The 13,553-nt window shown below is 74.5% G+C and carries 9 protein-coding genes; 2 read left to right on the forward strand and 7 right to left on the reverse strand.

What is annotated here, in order from left to right:
- Nucleotides 1–122: 122 nt before the first annotated feature.
- The gene (locus E1266_RS06255) at nt 123–1,316 is read right to left on the reverse strand and encodes a glycosyltransferase (protein ID WP_132044678.1); all 1,194 of its coding nucleotides are present in this window, start codon (nt 1,314–1,316) and stop codon (nt 123–125) included.
- Between the two features lie 76 nt (nt 1,317–1,392).
- Between E1266_RS06255 and E1266_RS06260 the strand changes: the two genes are divergently transcribed.
- Nucleotides 1,393–2,787, forward strand: a complete 1,395-nt coding sequence (locus E1266_RS06260) for a class I SAM-dependent DNA methyltransferase (RefSeq protein WP_132044680.1) — start codon at nt 1,393–1,395, stop codon at nt 2,785–2,787.
- On the forward strand, nt 2,780–3,814 hold the full coding sequence (locus E1266_RS06265; protein ID WP_132044682.1) for a restriction endonuclease subunit S: 1,035 nt from the start codon (nt 2,780–2,782) through the stop codon (nt 3,812–3,814). Before E1266_RS06260 ends, E1266_RS06265 begins: the two co-directional genes overlap by 8 nt.
- Nucleotides 3,815–3,834: 20 nt before the next feature.
- Here the strand turns inward: E1266_RS06265 and E1266_RS06270 are convergent, their stop codons facing one another.
- The 6 genes from E1266_RS06270 to E1266_RS06295 form a co-directional block, all read right to left on the reverse strand.
- Nucleotides 3,835–4,152 carry a hypothetical protein gene (locus E1266_RS06270; RefSeq protein ID WP_132044684.1) on the reverse strand — a complete coding sequence of 106 codons (318 nt, stop codon included), beginning with the start codon at nt 4,150–4,152 and terminating at the stop codon, nt 3,835–3,837.
- 54 nt (nt 4,153–4,206) lie between these two features.
- On the reverse strand, nt 4,207–4,986 hold the full coding sequence (locus tag E1266_RS06275) for a methyltransferase domain-containing protein (RefSeq protein ID WP_132044686.1): 780 nt from the start codon (nt 4,984–4,986) through the stop codon (nt 4,207–4,209).
- A gap of 94 nt (nt 4,987–5,080) precedes the next feature.
- Nucleotides 5,081–8,449 (reverse strand): ATP-dependent DNA helicase, encoded by a 3,369-nt coding sequence (locus E1266_RS06280; protein ID WP_132044688.1) that lies wholly within the window; start codon nt 8,447–8,449, stop codon nt 5,081–5,083.
- Between the two features lie 46 nt (nt 8,450–8,495).
- A complete protein-coding gene (locus E1266_RS06285; RefSeq protein ID WP_243718259.1) occupies nt 8,496–11,747 on the reverse strand; it encodes an ATP-dependent DNA helicase in 3,252 nt (1,083 codons plus the stop codon).
- A gap of 118 nt (nt 11,748–11,865) precedes the next feature.
- On the reverse strand, nt 11,866–12,174 hold the full coding sequence (locus E1266_RS06290; RefSeq protein WP_132044692.1) for an MGMT family protein: 309 nt from the start codon (nt 12,172–12,174) through the stop codon (nt 11,866–11,868).
- 17 nt (nt 12,175–12,191) lie between these two features.
- The gene (locus E1266_RS06295; protein WP_132044694.1) at nt 12,192–13,526 is read right to left on the reverse strand and encodes a S8 family serine peptidase; all 1,335 of its coding nucleotides are present in this window, start codon (nt 13,524–13,526) and stop codon (nt 12,192–12,194) included.
- Nucleotides 13,527–13,553: the final 27 nt, after the last annotated feature.

Raw genomic sequence — 13,553 nt, forward strand, 5'->3', positions numbered from 1 at the left:
ACCGTAACGTCACTGGACACTTACTCCAATAGCGTCGAACGATGGATGCGGATATCGGTTTTGTTCGATCCTGCTAAGCACGCCCGCCGGGGACCTGCTGCGCGCCTGCCTGGAGCACCGGTTCAGCTGCCCGTCGTCCGGCTCTCCCGGGGAGTGACCGTGCGGCCCTTCCAGGCGCCGCCCCGTCCGGCGCGGTGCCGGCGGGCCGAATCTACGGTCATGGCCGCGTACATCAGGGCGACGAGCGGGAGGGCCGGGGCGCGCAGCGGGGACAGGCGGTAGAAGCGGAGCATGGGCACGTAGGTGGCGGCCATGATCGTCCACGCGAGGAGGCCCGCCGCGGCGGGGACGGCGGCGTGCCGGGCGCCCAGGGCGAGGCCGGCCCCTCCGGTGACGGCCGCGACGGGCGGCACCACGTAGATCAGGAGCAGCGCGGCGACCGTGCCGGCGAGGAGGACCGGCGAGTAGCGGAGCTGGTGGTAGGCGCTGCGGGCGATCATCGTCCACAGGTCGGCGAGGCGCGGGTAGGGGCGGCGGCTGACCACGTCGCGGCTCAGGTCCAGGCGGCAGCGGCCGCCGGCGCGCTTGAGCAGGCGCCCGAGCGCGACGTCGTCGATCAGCGCGCCGCGGATCGCGGCGAGGCCGCCGGCGCGGGCCAGGGCCGCGCGGCGGACGAGCATGCAGCCGCCGGCCGCGGCGGCCGTGCGGGCGCCGTCGCGGGTGACGCGGCGGAACGGGTAGAGCTGGGCGAAGAAGTACACGAAGGCGGGCACGATCAGCCGCTCCCACCGGGTGTGCGTGCTGAGCGTCGCCATCTGGGACACGAGGTCGCGCCGCTCGGCCGTCGCGACGCGCACGAGCCGCGTCACCGTGCCGGGCGCGCAGGCGATGTCCGCGTCGGTGAAGAGGAGGTACTCCGGCTCGCCCGCCGCCTCCACACCCCGCGACATCGCCCAGACCTTGCCCGCCCAGCCCGGCGGCCGCTCCCCCGCCTGGACCACGCGAAGCCCGCCGAGCCCGTCGGGGAGACCGCCGCCGAGGCGGGCCGCGACGTCCGCGGTGCCGTCGGCGCTTCCGTCGTCCACGACGATCACGGCGAGGGGGCCCGGATACTCCTGGGCCAGCAGGGTCGGCAGGGTCTCCGGGAGCACGGCGGCCTCGTCGCGGGCGGGGACCACCGCCACCACCGGCGGCCAGCCGGGCGGGTCGGCGCACTCCGGCAGCCCCGGGCCCGTCCGCCAGAAGCCGCCGTGGCCCAGCGCGAGGTAGAGCCACCCCGCCAGGGCGGCCAGCGCCAGAACGCCCAACACCGACACGTCGGCAGCCTCGCAGTGCCCCTGGGCGCGCGTCCAACTCCGTAGGCTTCTGCGCGAGTCGGGAGGAGGGAGCGCGATGCCGGGCCGCGCGGAGAAGGACGTCCTGTGGAAGGCCGCCGGCAAGCTGCGCGGTTCCGTCGACGCGTCGCGGTACCGGGACTTCGTCCTCGGGCTGGTCTTCCTCAAGTACGTGTCCGACTCGTCCGGCGAGGGCGGGTTCCGGGTGCCGGACGGCGCGCGGTGGCCGGACATCGCCGCCCACGCGGGATCAAGCGAGATCGGCGCGCTCGTCGACGCGGCCATGGGGGCGGTCATGCGGGCCAATCCGCCGCTGGCCGGCGTCCTCCCCCAGATCTTCGGCCGGGACGGGGTGGACCAGCGGCGGCTCGGCGAGCTGGTGACGCTGCTCGGCCGCGCGGAGTTCGGCGGGCGGCGGGACGTGCTCGGCGAGGTCTACGAGTACTTCCTGGAGAGGTTCGCCCGCGCGGAGGGCAAGCGCGGCGGGGAGTTCTACACGCCGTCCAGCGTGGTGAAGCTGCTGGTCGAGGTCCTCGAACCCTTCAAGGGCCGCGTGTACGACCCGTGCTGCGGGTCGGGCGGGATGTTCGTCCAGGCGGAGAAGTTCGTGCTGAGGCACCGGGGGCGGCGCGACGACATCGCCGTCTACGGGCAGGAGGCGAACGAGCGCACCTGGCGGCTGGCCAAGACGAACCTGGCCGTGCACGGGATCAGCGGCGACCTCGCGGAACGCTGGGCGGACACCTTCTACGAGGACGCGCATCCCGGACTCCAGGCCGATTACGTGCTGGCCAATCCGCCGTTCAACATGGCGGACTGGTACCGGTGCCCGGACGACGCCCGCTGGCGGTTCGGCGTCCCGCCCGCGGGCAACGCGAACTTCGCGTGGATCCAGCACATCGTCGCCAAGCTCGGCCCGCGGGGCCGCGCGGGCGTGGTGATGGCGAACGGGTCGATGTCGTCCCGCCGGGCGGCCGAGAGCGGGATCCGCGCCGCGCTGGTGGAGGCCGGCCTGGTCTCGTGCGTCGTCGCGCTGCCGGGCCGGCTCTTCCGGACGACGCCGATCCCCTCCTGCCTGTGGTTCTTCGACCGGGACGCGCGCGACGGCGTGCTGTTCGTCGACGCCCGGGCCATGGGCACGATGGTCGACCGCACCGAATGCGTCCTCACCGACGCCGACATCGCCAGGATCTCCGGCACGTACCACTCCTGGCGCGGCGGCTCCCACTCCGACGTGCCCGGATTCTGCTATTCGGCGGGCCTGGACGAGATCAGGTCCCACGACCACGTCCTGACTCCCGGCCGCTATGTCGGCGCGGCGGAGCCGTCCGCCGGCGGCGAGCCGGTCACCGACGAGGTCGAGCGGCTCACCGAAGAGCTGTTCGCCCAGTTCGAGGAGTCGGCGCGCCTGGACCGGGTCGTCCGCACGGAACTGGAACGGCTGCGTGACTGACGTGCGGCTGGCGGAACTCGTCACTTTCACGAACGGGAGCTCGCATCCGTCCGAGGGGACCGGCTTCACGACCTATGGCGCCAACGGCGCCATCGGCACGTCCTCCCGGTGCAACGCGGCTCCGCACACCACCATCGTCGGACGCGTCGGGTCGAACTGCGGCGCCGTCCACTACAGCGAAGCCCGGTGCTGGGTCACCGACAACGCCATCATCGCCACCCCGGAACCCGGCGTGAACCCCCGCTACGTCTACTACCTGCTCAAGAGGCTCGACCTGAACAGGTACCGGATCGGCTCGGGCCAGCCCCTCCTCACCCAGGGGCTGCTGAACCGCCTCACCGTCCGGCGGGCGACCCGGCCGGAGCAGGACTCGGCGGCCGCCGTCCTCGGGGCCCTGGACGACAAGATCGCGGTGAACGCGCGGATCGCCGCGCTGGCCGACGAGCTGATCCGCGCCCGCTACCGGGAGGCGGCCGCCGCGGCTGCGGCGTCCGTCCCGCTCGGGCGGGTGGGGTCCCTGGTGCGGTCGAGCGTCCCCGCCGGGCGGATCGGCCGGGACGAGAACTACATCGCGCTGGAGCACATGCCCAGGCGCCGGATGTGGCTCTCCACGTGGGCGGACTCGTCCGCCGTCGGCAGCGCGAAGCGGCGCTTCCGGTCGGGCGACGTGCTCTTCGGCAAGCTCCGCCCGTACTTCCACAAGGTCGGGCTCGCCTTCGTGGACGGGGTCGCGTCGACCGACATCCTCGTCGTCCGCCCGCAGGAGGCCGCGCACCGGGGCTGGCTGCTGGCGGCGCTGGCGAGCGACGAGGTCATCGCGCACGCCTCCGCCGTCGGCGACGGCACCCGGATGCCCCGCGTGAAGTGGGCGGACATCGCCGCCTACGAGATCCCCTGGGACGAGCGGCGGGCCCGCGCGTTCGGCGAGTTCGTCGCCCCGCTGGCCGAACGGGTGGCGGCCGCGGCCACCGAGACGCGGACGCTGGCGGCGCTCCGCGACCGGCTCCTGCCGACCCTCATCCCCTGACCGGCGCCCGCGGGCGGCGGTCAGGCGACGCGGGCCTTCGCGGCCATGCAGATGCGGGCCAGGTCGTTGAGGGCGTCGGCGCGGCGCTCGTCCAGGGACCGGTCGTCGCCCGGCCCGGCCTCGGCGAGGGTGTCGATGACCAGGGAGAACACCGGCCACTCGGCGGGGCCGATGGCGCCCTGGAAGTCGACGCCGTCCGCCAGGTCGTCCAGGTCGAGGTTGCGGGCGAAGGTGGCGAGGGCCGCCTCGGCCGCGACGACGCCGATGCGCATCGCCAGCGCGGCCGGCTCGCGATCGAGGGACCGCCCGGCGACAGAACCCACGGTGCTAGAACCCATGTTCGACAAGATAGAACACATGAGCGACTCGCGTCGAACACTTGGTCGAAAACGTTACCCGACGATCGCCTGCTGGAAGAGGTAGGTGTGCGTGAAGTGCAGGACGCCGTCGACCTCGCTCGGGCGCATGCCGGTCGGCGGGCCGCCCGCCAGCTCGTCCGCGAGCTCCCGGCGGATCCGCGCGGCGGCGTCGTCGGGGGTCTCGGAGAACTCCAGCCACGGATCGAGGGGACGGACCCAGTCGAACCGGTCGGACCGCTTCACGTCCGCGCCGCAGGCCGTGACGATCTCGGCGATGCGCGACTCGGTGAGGGCGGTGCCGTGCGAGGGGTCGCGGAGGCGCTCGATGCGGTCCGGGTCGCCCGGCACGCCGTCGGGGCGGACCAGGTCGGCGATGATCAGCGCGGCACCGGGGCGGCCGACCCGGCACATCTCCCGGACGACGGCCTCCGGATCGGCGACCTGGTGGAGCGAGAAGCGCGTGACGACCAGCGTGAACGACCGGTCCAGGAACGGCAGGGCCGTCGCGTCGCCGTGCGCGAAGGTGATGTTCATGAGGGCGGCGTGGTCGGCGTCGCGCTTGCCCTCGGCGAGCATCGCCGGGGTGAGGTCGAGGGCCGTCACATGCCGGACGCGCCGGGCGATCGCGCGGGACACGAGCGCGGTGCCGGCCGCGACCTCCAGCACGATGTCCTCAAGGTCGAGTTCCGGTTCCATGAAATGGACGAGCCGGTCCAGATGACGGGTGAAGGCGGAGTTGCGCGCCGGGTCGGCGAAGCCCGCCGCCTGCTTGGAGAACTCGCGTACGACCTTCTCGTCATGGGTCACCGTCACGTCCCGCCTCCTCGGATTGTTGCCCGGATCATCCCTGAAACGACGTTCGGTGAACAGGGGTGCGTGCGGCACATCACCCGACATTCCGGGAAAATCAGGCGGCGGGGACGCCGTCCAGCAGCGCGGCGAGGCCGGCGGCGTCGAGCAGGTCCGCGGGACGGACGGTGACGTTCGCGCCGACGTAGTGGAACGCCGCGCTGACCCGCCCGACGTCCACCCCGGCCAGTTCCGCCCACGCCAGCCGGTACGCCGCGAGCTGCACCGCCGCGAACCGCGCCTCGTCCCCGGACGGCGGCGAGCCGGTCTTCCAGTCGACGACCTCGTAGCCGCCGTCCCGGGAGCGGAACACGGCGTCCATCCGGCCGCGGACCAGCCGGTCGCCGATGATCGTCTCGAACGGGACCTCGATGTCGAGCGGCTCCCGCGCCGCCCACTCCGACTCCTCGAACCGGGACCGCAGCCGCTCCAGGTGCGCGTCGTCGGCGGCGCCCTCGTCGGCGGCGCCGGGCAGCTCGTCGGGGTCGAGGAGGCGCTGCTGCCCCCAGCGGCCCTCCAGCCAGGCGTGGAACGCGGTGCCGCGCCGCGCGTACGGGGCGGGCGGGCGCGGCATCGGGCGGCGGATCTGCCGGGCCAGCGCCGCCGGGTCGCGGGCCAGCGACACCAGCGACGACACCGACAGGTGCGCGGGCAGCTCGACCAGCAGGCCGTCGCCGCCGCGGCCGCGGTCGCGTTCGGCGAGGAGCAGCTCGACGTCGCGCGCCCACGCGGTCATGCGGGCGCGGTCGGCGTCGGACAGGCCGGCGTCCCCGGACCAGTGCCGCGTCCGCCCGGCCATCTCGTCCCCGACCATGCGGGCCGCCTCGACGACGGCCTCGTAGCGCTCCCGCGCCGAGACGTCGGACCGGCCGCGGTCGCCCGGCGCCACCGGCCACTGCTCCTCGTCGGGGTCGGCGAGCAGCGGGTTCGCGGCCCCCTCCTCGGGCGGGTCGGCCCACACGGCGACGGACCCGGCGCCGGCGAGGCAGGCGGCACGCGCCTCCTCCAGGAAGGGCGACGGGCCGAGCGGGCGGCCCGACGACCCCCACCAGTAGCCGGTGGCGATGAGCAGGCTGGACGCGCGGGTGACCGCGACGTAGGCGAGCCGCCGCTCCTCCCGCAGGTCGCGGTCGGAGCACGCCTGCTCGAAGGCGGCGAGGTCGTCCTTGCCGAGCCCGTTCAGCGGCGGCAGGTCGGCGCGGTCGCCGCGCAGCATGAACGGCAGGACGCGGGGGTTGGCGGTCCAGCGGGTGGCGTTCTGCGGCGGCGACGGGAAGATCGAGCCCTTGGCGGGCGCGCCGTTCTTCTGCGGGACGTACGACAGGCCGGGGACGACGACCACCGGCCATTCGAGCCCCTTGGACGCGTGCACGGTGAGCAGCTTGACGCTGTCGGTCTCCCCGACCCGCCCGGCCTCCAGCCCGAACTCCTCGGTCTCGGCGGCCTTGAGGTAGGCGAGGAACGCGCCGAGCGTCGGGTCCTCGGCGTCGCCGGCGAACGTGGCGGCGGCGTCGATGAAGGCGTCGAGGTCGGCGCGGGCGGTGACGGGGTCGAGCCCGGAGCGCGCCGCGACCTCGATGTCCAGCCCGAGCGCGCGCTCCACCTCGTTGACGAGGTCGGGCAGCGGCAGCCCGACCTGGCCGCGCAGCGTGCGCAGCTCGTCGCGGAGCCGCCGCAGCCGCCCGTAGCCCTCCGGCGAGTACGCGTCCGGTGGGCCGAGGTCGTCGAGCGCGTCGACCAGGCTGCCGGTCTCCTGGTTCAGCTCGCTGACGAGCTGCCGGAGCGGGTCCGCGCCGTCCTCCGGTGGCTGGTCGCCCGCCTCCTCCGGCGGTTCGGCCTCCTGGGCCGTCTCCGGCGGGGTGACGTCGCGGGCCGCCTCCTGGGCGAGGGTGCGGGCGCGGCGGCCGAGGGCGACGAGGTCGCGCGGGCCGAGCCGCCAGCGCGGGCCGGTGAGCAGCCGGGCCAGGGACGCGCCGGCCGTCGGGTCGTGCATGACGCGCAGCGTGGCGACGACGTCCTGCACCTCGGGGACGGTGAGCAGCCCGCCGAGGCCGACGACCTCGACCGGGATGCCGCGGGCCTCCAGCGCGCGCCTCAGAAGCGGGAACTGCGACCGCTTCCGGGCCAGGACGGCGACGTCGGCGTACCGGAGCGGCTCCGGCTGCGGGCCGCCGTCGGGGGCGGTGCCCGGGTCGGCGGCGATGAGCTGGGCGATGCGCGCGGCGATGTGGTCGGCCTCGTCCTCGACGGTGGGGAACAGCGAGCACTCGACGCGCCCCCGGCCCTCCCGCCCCGCGCCGGGGATCAGCCGGGGCACGGCCTTCGTCTCCGCGCGGAGCTCCTCCTGGACCGTGGCGGCGGCCTCCAGGATCCGCTCGCCGTTGCGGAACGAGCGGCTCAGCTGCACGACGGGCGCCGGCACCGGGCGCCCCCCGGCGGCCCCCGGCCGCAGCGGGAAGTCGTGGGCGAACCGCAGCAGGTTGCCCGCGCTGGCGCCCCGCCACCCGTAGATGGACTGGCAGGGGTCGCCGACGGCCGTCACCGGGTGCCCGCCCGCGAACAGCGACTTCAGCAGGACGAGCTGCGCCTGGCTGGTGTCCTGGTACTCGTCGAGCAGCACGACGGAGAACCGCGACCGCTCGATCATCCCGACCTCGGGATGCTTGTAGGCGATCCGCGCCGCCAGTGCCATCTGGTCGCCGTGGTCGACGACCTCCCGGCCGGCCTTGGCCCGCCCGTACGCCTCGACGAGGGGCATCAGCTGCTCCCGGACGGCGTGCTTGGCGAGGATGTCGCGCTGGGCCTTCAGCGGCTTCTTCACCTCGGCGAACCGCTCGTCCAGCCACGCGCCGACCTTGCGGACGTCCTCGGGCGTCCGCAGGTGCTCCGCGAGGTCTCCGGCGAGGTCCATGACGGCCTTGGTGACGGTGTCGGGCTGCCAGTCGACGCGGTCCATCGGGCCGTCGTAGGCGTCCACGACGCGCGAGCAGATCTGCCAGGCCACGGCCGGCGAGATGAGCCGCATCGTCGGTTCGAGGCCCTCGCGCAGCGCGTGGTCGCCGAACAGCCGCGCGGCGTACGAGTGGTACGTCGACACCATCGGCTCGCCGTCGAACAGGGCGTCGCCGCCGAGCCGCTCCAGCTCGTCGCCGGGCAGGACCTCGCGCAGCGTGTCGAGCCGCTTGCGGACGCGTGCGCCCAGCTCGGCGGCGGCCTTGCGGGTGAAGGTGAGGCCGAGGACGCGTTCCGGCCGGACGAAGCCGTTCGCGACCAGCCACACGACCCGTGCGGCCATCGTCTCGCTCTTGCCGGACCCGGCGCCCGCGATCACCGCCATCGGCGCCAGCGGAGCCTCGATCACCCGGGCCTGCTCGTCGGTCGGCTCCGGGATCTCCAGCAGCCGGGCCAGCTCTCCCGGCGTGATCACCCCACTCCCCCCGAGCCCGGTGCCCGACGGCTACTCGCCCGCCCGGCTACTCGCCTACCTGGCCGCCCTCGTCATGGACGGGGCAGCACGAGCGTACGGGACAGGTGCGACACTTGTCGTTCGCCCTCGCCTGGAACACGTCGCCGGCCATGCCGGTCGCGACGAGCTCGATCAGCTTCTTGGGCCACTCGGGGTCCGCGTCGTCGGCGGGCGGCGGCTGCGCCTGCTCGCGCGCCTTCGCGGCGAACGCGGCCTTGCCGACCTGGATGAGCTTGGCGCCGCCGGGTTCGATCAGGCCGTGCCGCTCGAACGCGCCGAGCATGACCGCGTACTGGTAGACGCCGAGCTGCGGGTGCCGCGCGAGGTCGTCCTTGGGGACGGCGGTGGACGAGGTCTTGACGTCGATGATGACGGCGCGGCCCTGCTCGTCGCGCTCGGCGCGGTCGATGCGGCCCTTGATGACGACCCGGCCGAGGTCGACCTTGAACGACTCCTCCAGCGCGACGACCTCGTTGGGGTTGTCGCGGTGCCAGGCGAGGAACTTGTCCACCATCCGGGCGGCCTGCTCGCGCTGCTTCTCGGAGTACCAGGAGCTGCGGAACTCCAGGTCGTTCCAGATCTCGTCGAGCCGCTGCGCGACGTGGACCTCGTCGACGCCGTCGTCGGTGCCGGCCATCTCGGCGACGGCGTGGATGACCTTGCCCATCGTGCTGTACTCGTTGGGGCCGCCCTCCTGCGCGCCGACCGCCGAGGCCAGCAGCCAGCGCAGCCCGCAGGTGGTGAACGTCTCGACCTGCGACGGGGAGATCGTGATGGGCTCGTCGCCGGCGAACGCGGGCCCGTCGTCGGACAGGGCGGTGATGGCGTACCAGTTCTCCGGCCGCGCGCCCCGCACGCCCGCGCGGGCCAGCCGCGCCAGGTGCGCGGCCGCGGCGCGCCGCAGCGGCTCCGGGCGGGACGGGTCGGCGACGGCGGAGCGCAGGTCGGCGACCAGCGCGGACAGCGAGAGCCACCGCGTCCGCTCGTCCAGCTGCGAGCGCTCGATCGCGCCGGGGAGGAGCTCGTTCAGGAACCGGGACGGGCGCTCCTCGGTGTCGTCGCCTCCGACGGCCGTGACGACGAGCCGCCGCCGGGCGCGCGTGACGGCCACGTAGAACAGGCGGCGCTCCTCGTCCAGCATCTTCGCCGCCATGGAGGCGCCGGCCACGGCCTCGCCGTCCGCCTCGGACCCCGCGGCATGCTCGACCATCTCCTCGACGCCCAGCAGCGACCCGCGCAGCCGGAGGTCGGGCCACACGCCCTCCTGGACGCCGGCGACCACGACGACGTCCCATTCGAGGCCCTTGGAGCGGTGCGCGGTGAGGATGCGGACGGCCTCCCCCTGGGGCGCCTGCTCGGCGAGCGTGTCACCGGCGATCTCCTGGGACGCGATGTTGTCGACGAACAGCTCCGGCCCGGCCTGGGGCAGCCGGTCCACGAACCGGGCGGCATGGTCGAACAGCGCAACGACGGCGTCGAGGTCGCGGTCGGCCGCCGCGCCGCGCGTCCCGCCCTTGGCGCTCTGCTCCAGCAGCACGTCGGCCTGGCCGCTCTCCTTCCACACGGCCCACAGCACGTCCTCGGCGGTGCCGCCGTCGTGGGCGCTGCGCCGCGCCATCTCGATGAGGTGCGCGACCCGTTCGGCCGGCGCGCGGACCCTCTCGTGGACGAGCACGAGCTCACGCGGGTCGTTCACCGCCGCGATCAGCAGTTCCCCGAGGGGACGCTGCCCGCCCGACAGTTCCTCCAGGTCGCGCAGGGCCCGCTTCAGTCTCCGCATGGCGAGCGCGTCCGCCCCGCCCAGCGGCCCGGTCAGCAGGTCCTCTGCGACGACCTCGTCCAGGTAGTCCTTCTTCAAGGCCGCGCGCAGCAGGATCAGGAACGGGCGGACGGCGGGCTCACCGATCAGGGGGACCTCGTCGCCCGCGACGACCACCGGCACACCGGCCTGGGCGAGCGCGCGCCGGAGCACCGGGACCTGCCGCACGGCGCTCCGCACGAGCACCGCCATCCGCGACCACGGGACGCCGTCGAGCAGGTGCGCGCGGCGCAGTTCGTCGGCCACCAGGGCCGATTCCTGGCTCTCGGAGTCGGCGATCACCGCGCGCACTTCATCGGGGGGTCCAGGGGGGTCGCCCCCCCTGACAGACGCAGCACGCACTTCATCGGGGGGTCCAGGGGGGTCGCCCCCCCTGACAGACGCAGCACGCACTTCGCGGTCGTCGAGTTCCTCCACCGGGTGGAGCGCGCGGTGCTCGGCCGCGCCCGCCGTGCCCGCGGGCAGGCGGCGCGCGATGCGGCGGGACGCGGCGAGGATCTCCGGGCCCATCCGGCGGCACGTCCGCAGCGCGACGACCGGCGCGGGGTCGCCGTCCAGCGTGAGGAAGCGGTTGGGGAACTCCTGGATGCCGCGCACGTCGGCGCCCCGGAACCCGTAGATGGACTGGTCGGGGTCGCCGACGACGACGAGGTCGCGGCCCTCCCCCGCGAGGTGGTGCAGCAGGGCCTCCTGCGCGGGGTCGGTGTCCTGGTACTCGTCCACGAACACGACGTCGTAGGCGTTGCGCTCGCGGATGCGCACCTCCTCGTCCGCGAGCATCGCGGCGGCCATGTGGATCAGCTCGCCGTAGTCGTAGGTGGGGACGGGGTCCAGCGCGAACCGGTCGGCGTACCGCTCCATGAACCCGCCGATGGCGGGCCAGTCGTCGCGCCCGCGCATGCGGCCGAGCGCGACGAGGTCTTCGGCGTAGTACCGCCGTTCCGCCGCGCGCAGGCTGAAGTCGCGCAGTTCCTCGGCGAACCCGCGGGTGGCCAGGGCGGCCCTCAGCCGCTCCGGCCAGTCACGGGCACCGTCCGCCAGCTCGCCCTCCAGCAGGCGCCGCACCTCCAGGAGCTGCTCCGGCCCGGACAGCAGCCGCGGCGCGGGCTCTTCGTTCAGCACGGCGTCCCGCCTGAGCAGCGCGTAGGCGTAGCTGTGGAAGGTGAGCGCGAGCGGTGTCCGCGTGGTGCGGTGCAGCCGCCCGGTGATGCGCTCCCGCAGTTCCCCGGCCGCCTTGCGGCCGAAGGTCAGGACGAGGACGCGCTCCGGGTCGGCGCCCCGGTTCTCGATGCGGTCGACGACGGCCTCGACGATCGTCGTCGTCTTCCCGGTGCCCGGCCCCGCGAGCACCAGCATCGGCCCGCCGGCATGCTCCACCACCCGCCGCTGCTGCGCGTCGAGCACGGGCGGGACGGCCCGCGCGGGGCCCGCGCGGCGCACGAGACGGTAGGAAGCAGACGGCACAACAGTTCATTGGAACAGATCACCGTGACTGTTCTGACCACAACGCACGCATGTCGCCAAGGTGGTCTCGCGGCGGCGGAGGGACCCGTGTGGGTCAGGAGGGGCCGGACCAGCGGGCCCGGGCCATGTCGACGCGGCGGCCGCCGGGGCGCAGCGGGGTCCCCTCGGCGCGGTAGTGCTCGTGGGCGCGTCCCTCGTGGCACGCGGGCGGGCTCCCGTCCGCCCGGATGACCCGCCACCACGGGACGCCGCCCCCGTACAGGGACATGACGCGCCCGACCTGGCGGGGCCCGCCGCGCCCGACCAGCTCGGCGACGTCGCCGTAGGAGAGGACGCGGCCCGGCGGGATCAGCTCGACCGCGTCCAGGACGGCCTCGGCGAACTCGTCAGGGTCTGCGTGCACCCGCCGATTCTGGCCGCTCAACGCCTCCCGCCGCCACCGTAGGGCGGACCGTACGGATTGAACGCCCGCCCGCCGGCAGGTGGGCGGGGCGCCGGCGGGCCGCCCGTCGACGGTCCCCTCGCCGGCGGCTCGGCGGCCGGCGGCCGGGGCGGCGGCTTCGGGTGGCGGCGCCGGAAGGCCAGCGAGATCGCGCCCGCGGCGACGGTCCCGCCGATCCCGGCCAGCACGATCACGATGATCAGCGGGCGGACCCAGGCGGGCCGCTCGATGACCTCCACCGGGCCGGGGTCCGCCCCGAACCGCTGCCCGGCGGGCTTGTCCTCGTCCGCGCGGGCATCGGCGGAGGCCAGGGCTCCGGCCGCCGCGAGGGCGCGGGACGCGTGCACCGAGCCGAACCCGAGCCCGGCGTCGTAGTCGCGGGAGCGGCCGTTCCCGGTGCTCTCGATCAGTGCCTGCGAGACCAGCGCGGGCGGGAGGTCGGGGTACCGGGCGCGGATCAGCGCGGCGATCCCGGAGACGAGCGCGGTGGAGTCGCTGGTCCCGCTGCTGACGTGGTACCCGTCGCCGGGCCGGGCGGCGAACAGGCCCTGGCCCGGCGCGGACAGCAGGACGGAGTAGTTGCGGTTCGAGAACTCCGCGCGGGTCCCGTCCAGTCTGGTCGCGGCGACCGCGATGACGCCCGGATAGGACGCCGGGTAGGAGTACCGCGTGAATCCGTCCTCGTCGACGAAGCGCTCCTTGTCGCCGTCGTTGCCGACCCCGGCGACGACCACCACGCCCTTGCCGATGGCGTAGCCGATGGCGGCGCGGTCCCCGTCGGCAGCGCCGGCCCCGCCGAGCGAGAGGTTGATCACGTCGGCGCCGTGGTCGACGGCGTAGCGGATGCCGCGCGCCAGCGCGTCCTCGGCCTCGTCCGTCGTCCGGAAGCGCCGGTAGTTCTCGTCCCCCTCCTCGGCGATCACCCGGATGGACAGGACGCTGGCCTCCGGCGCCATCCCGATGATGCCGTCGCGGCCGCCGGGGCCGTGGCCGTGCCCGGCGATCAGCGACGCCATCGCGGTGCCGTGCACCCGCAGGGGGGCGGCTCCGTCGTCGATCTCCTTGAGCATGTTGGGGCCGGTGGTGACCGAACCCTTCAGATCCGGGTGGTTCGGGTCGACACCGGTGTCGACGACGGCGACGGTCACGCCGTCGCCCTTGGTGACCTTCCAGGCGGCCTCCATGCCGAGCGTGACGAGGACGGGTCCCTGCGAGTCGCGGACCACGTCGGCGTGCGCGGGGACGGGCGTGAGCCACACCCCGGCCAATGCCACCGCGGCCACGGCGCCCGCGACCTTCCGCAATCCCCTCATCGCCCTTCCCGTCCCGCCGGCGTCCAT

The sequence above is a fragment of the Actinomadura sp. 7K534 genome, from assembly GCF_004348575.1.
Taxonomy (GTDB): Bacteria; Actinomycetota; Actinomycetes; order Streptosporangiales; family Streptosporangiaceae; genus Spirillospora; species Spirillospora livida.

Excerpts from the sequence above, each read along its gene's own strand:
- E1266_RS06260 (WP_132044680.1), top strand. The coding sequence starts at position 1,393 with ATGCCGGGCCGCGCGGAGAAGGACGTCCTGTGGAAGGCCGCCGGCAAG.
- E1266_RS06270 (WP_132044684.1), bottom strand. The coding sequence starts at position 4,152 with ATGGGTTCTAGCACCGTGGGTTCTGTCGCCGGGCGGTCCCTCGATCGC.
- E1266_RS06295 (WP_132044694.1), bottom strand. The coding sequence starts at position 13,526 with ATGAGGGGATTGCGGAAGGTCGCGGGCGCCGTGGCCGCGGTGGCATTG.